A 4,011-nucleotide genomic window follows, 5' to 3' on the forward strand; every position below is an offset into this window, starting at 1 on the left:
GTATCTAAGAGGCACAAAGAACAGGATCGGCAGGATCAGGAACGCGCTCCCGCCGAGCATGAAAAAATCGATGAACGGACCAAATAGATATTTCTGTGGAGGCGCCGCGACCGAGACCGGAGCATCCGCCGAAAGGTGAAGTGCCATGCTGCCTTCTCCCTGTGATTGTTTATCTAGCCATCAACCTGATAGGAATTTTTTCTTGACTCCCTGCACTCAGCTATGGTACATTTTTGTCCATGGTGCTGATTTGCGCCAGTGACCCGCCGCACAGGCGGGTTTTCGTTTGTTCCGTCAGCCAACGCGCCGGCGAAGGCTTCGGGGAAGTGTCGATCGCAGCGCGTTCAGCCGCGCGAACTGTCGAGGTCAGTTGAGCTGATTGAGGATCCCAGAACTGCTCGCCAGGATCAAGCTCTTGTAGATCAGGAACGCCAGCGTACAGATCGCGGCCAGCGAGGTCGGCACGCCGAACGGCACCACCCCCTTGCGGTCCAGATGCTGGACGATGAGCCGAAAAGCGCCCGCCGGCAGCAGGAATGGGTTTTTCACGATCGCGGCAGTGGCCAAGGCGAAAACCAGGAGCAGCACCGAAAACACCGCGAGACCGCTGCCGCTGATCAGGAAGGGCACGACTGCTATCAGCTTGACATCGCCGGCGCCGATCTTGCGCAAGGCCCAGAAGGGCAAGAGCGCGACGAACAACAGAAGCCCTGCACTGGTGCTCAGTCCCATGTCCCACCACGACCCGGATTGGAGCGACAGCAACAGCAGGCCCCCGGCGCCCAGACAGAGCAGCAGCAGCACGTCGCGATTGGAAATTTTCTGGGTGGTGAAATCGAGCCAGGCAATCCTGGCCAGCAGAGGGATTGCGAGCACCTTCAGCAGCAGCGCTTCGGCAAGCAACATGCTAGCGCTCGACGTTCTGCACGCTTGACGACAAAAGCTTCAGATTGTTGGCGACGGTCGGGTCGTTGGGCGCCAGCTCGTAAGCCTTGAGGAAGTTCGAGCGGGCATCCTGTAACTTGCCGCGCAGCAGGTAGGAATAGCCGACATTGTTGTAATATTCGGGCGTCGCGCCGCCCAGCTTGAAGGCCCTGGCATAGGCCCGGTCGGACAGGTCGAAGCGGTGGATCCGGTCGGTGCAGGCGGCCAGCCCCATCCAGGCGTTACCATCATTGGGTGCCAGTTGCGTCGCCTTGAAGAACAGTGCGCCGGCATTGCCGTAATTCTCGGCGCGGAACTGGTTCTTGGCTTCCGCGACCGCCTGGTCCGAGGCATAGTATTCGACGTCGCCGACCGTTTTCAGTCCGTCGAAAGCATCGCCAAAAGACGTCACGTCGCCCTTCGACGGCTCGTTGGTGCGCACGACACCGTCGGTTGTGTCCGCCGTCTGGCAACCGGCAAGCACCGCCATGAGCAGACAGGCCGCGGCCGCGATAACCCTCTTCATACGTCCGTCCCCTGGGCCCCCGACTCACATTAGGGCCAAATGATATACTAAACTAGAAGAAAACGCCTCTCATGCGAATGATGACCGGCAACATGATCACCACCATCACGACTGGGAATATACAGAGACCCAACGGAATCATCATCTTGACCGGGAGTGAATTGGCGCGCTCCTCGGCACTCAGAATTCTCTGACTGCGCATTTCGGCGCTATAAACACGCAAGGCATCGGTGAGGCTGGTGCCGAGTTCTTCCGATTGCCGGAACAGCACCGCTAGTGCCCGCGCCTCCTCAAGGCCTATGCGATCGGCGAGTTCCCGTAACGCCTCCCGCAACGGCTTGCCGGCGCGCAGTTGCAAATTCATGATAGACAGTTGGATCCCCAGCCACTTGTGGGTGGCAGCCATTTCGTGACTCACACGTTCGACCGCCGCCTCAAGGCTCATGCCTGCATCGGCGCATGTGATCATCATGTCCATGAAGTCGGGAAAGGCACGGCGATAGATTCGTTTCTGACCATTCTCGAAGCGATCGAGCATGATGCTCGGAATCACCATGCAGGCCAGGCCGAACAAAGCAGAGCCGGCAAAGGTTATGAAACCAGGCAGCTGTGGTGGAAGGACCCGCGACAGCAGGGCATAGATGGCCAAAAACCCAATGCAGACTGCAACCAGACGGGACAGGGTGTAAACCAGCGGTGCACTTGATTTGTAAAAGCCGGCACGAAAGAGCTTCGCCTCCAAAGCATTCGGCTCATCGCGCTCCTTTTCGATCGACTTGAAGTAGGCGTCGACTGGCCGTTGTGCCGCAAGCTTGGCAAGCACGTCCTGTCCAAGCATTGACCGGCGGTCTGTAATTCCTTCGCCCATCAGGCTCTGCGCGACGAGCTTTCGTGTTTGCAGAGCCGGCAGGAAGACGAGCGCACCGAACAGGAAAAAAGATGCCGCCGCCGCAAACACGACGATAGATACCAAGAAACCCAGATCCTGAATATTCGAAAACAATTTTATTCGTCGCCCCTGTTAGAAATCAAAATTAACCATTCGATACATGATGAAATCCCCCAACAAAGCCCACACCCCGAATACGGTGAAGACTGGGAAAATGAGCTGATCGTGCCACACGCCTCCATAATAGGAGGGAGCAAGAAGTTGAAGGATCAAGAACATGACGAGCGGAAACAGTGATATAATCCAGGCCGATACGCGCCCTTCAGCGGAAAGCGCCCGAATTTTCATTCGAAGCTTTTGCCTTTCTCGCAGTACCGAGGATAGGTTGGACAAGATTTCGGTCAAATTACCGCCGGTCTTGGCCTGGATCGACAGGGATACCGACAGCAACTGAAGACCCTCGAAGCCGACACGCTGCGAAAGCTTTCGCACAGCCTGCTCGATGCTGAGACCGAAAGTGATCTCATCGGAGACGATGCCGAACTCGGTGCCGAGCGGATCCGGCATTTCGCGCGCGACCAGACCGATGGCGACCGAAGCCGGGTGTCCGGCGCGCAGCGAACGAACGATCATGTCGAGCGCGTCCGGCAGCTGTTTGGCAAACTTCTGGATTCGCTTGTTGCGGGCGCGCCGGAGGACGAGAAGCGGCAGGACAAGCCCTACGACCAGAAAGATAAGAAGCGACGCCAAAGCGGAAAAATTGAAGAGTACCAGGAGCAACGCCATCGCTAGTCCGACGAGCAGGAATGTCGCGGCGAACGTCAGGGGATTTCCGGTGATGCCGGATTGAGTATAGAGTCTGTTCAGCCACACCATTCCAAAAAGAAAGTCGCCGGAGTCAGTGAGGCCACGCTCCCGCAGCAATCCCTGTAGCGTTTGTTCGGCCGGGACGTCGCCAGCGAGCCGCTTCAATCGGCGATTGACTGCTAGAGACCGAGAGCGGCGGCCGGCAAATGAAAGATAAAGAGCTTCGCCGGCGAGGATGACCGAGGCTGCCGCCAGCATGTAGATGAAGTATAGCAGAGCTTGACCAGTCGGCATCAGAGGGCAACCTGCGGGTTGAAGGCGTCCTTGGCAAAATGATGGCCAAGCGTCGCCGCCTCTGGAGCGAAGCGCGGACGGACACCGGTTGCGCGAAAGTCTCCGACGACCTTGCCCTCGGCCGTCACCTCACGGCGGACGAAATGATAGATTTCCTGAAGCTGCACGACATTGCCCTCCATGCCGGTCAGTTCCGATATGGAGGTGACACGCCTGCCGCCATCCGAGAGACGCTGTGTCTGGACGATGATGTCGATGGCGGAGGCGATCTGCGCCCGGATCGAATCATGCGTCATCGGCATGCCGGCCATGCCGACCATCTGCTCCAGCCGCGAGATCGCATCGCGCGGCGTGTTGGCATGGATTGTCGTCATCGAGCCTTCGTGGCCGGTGTTCATTGCCTGCAGCATGTCGAAAGCTTCCTCGCCGCGCACCTCGCCGACGATGATGCGGTCCGGTCGCATGCGCAGCGCGTTCTTCAGCAATTCGCGCTGGCGAACCTCGCCCCTGCCCTCGACATTGGGCGGGCGCGTCTCGAGCCGGCCGACATGCGGCTGCTGCAATTGCAGTT

Annotated in this window: 5 protein-coding genes; all 5 read right to left on the bottom strand. The window is 58.4% G+C overall.

Going from position 1 to position 4,011, the window contains the following annotated elements; all coding sequences use genetic code 11:
• Nucleotides 1–366 precede the first annotated feature (366 nt).
• Nucleotides 367–906: a prepilin peptidase gene (locus tag EN969_RS19990; protein WP_063170098.1), complete on the bottom strand. Its 540-nt coding sequence runs from the start codon at nucleotides 904–906 to the stop codon at nucleotides 367–369.
• Nucleotide 907: 1 nt separating this feature from the next.
• On the bottom strand, nucleotides 908–1,450 hold the full coding sequence (locus EN969_RS19995) for a tetratricopeptide repeat protein (RefSeq protein ID WP_063170097.1): 543 nt from the start codon (nucleotides 1,448–1,450) through the stop codon (nucleotides 908–910).
• A 52-nt stretch (nucleotides 1,451–1,502) separates the two neighbouring features.
• Nucleotides 1,503–2,453, bottom strand: coding sequence for a type II secretion system F family protein (locus EN969_RS20000; protein ID WP_063170096.1), 951 nt, complete (start codon nucleotides 2,451–2,453; stop codon nucleotides 1,503–1,505).
• An 18-nt stretch (nucleotides 2,454–2,471) separates the two neighbouring features.
• On the bottom strand, nucleotides 2,472–3,440 hold the full coding sequence (locus EN969_RS20005) for a type II secretion system F family protein (protein ID WP_063170095.1): 969 nt from the start codon (nucleotides 3,438–3,440) through the stop codon (nucleotides 2,472–2,474).
• The coding region (locus EN969_RS20010; RefSeq protein ID WP_164758362.1) for an ATPase, T2SS/T4P/T4SS family at nucleotides 3,440–4,011 on the bottom strand (572 nt) is incomplete at its 5' end. The genes EN969_RS20010 and EN969_RS20005, both read right to left, overlap by 1 nt.

Source organism: Mesorhizobium sp. M7A.F.Ca.CA.003.01.2.1, from assembly GCF_003998945.1.
GTDB classification, from domain to species: domain Bacteria; phylum Pseudomonadota; class Alphaproteobacteria; order Rhizobiales; family Rhizobiaceae; genus Mesorhizobium; species Mesorhizobium ciceri.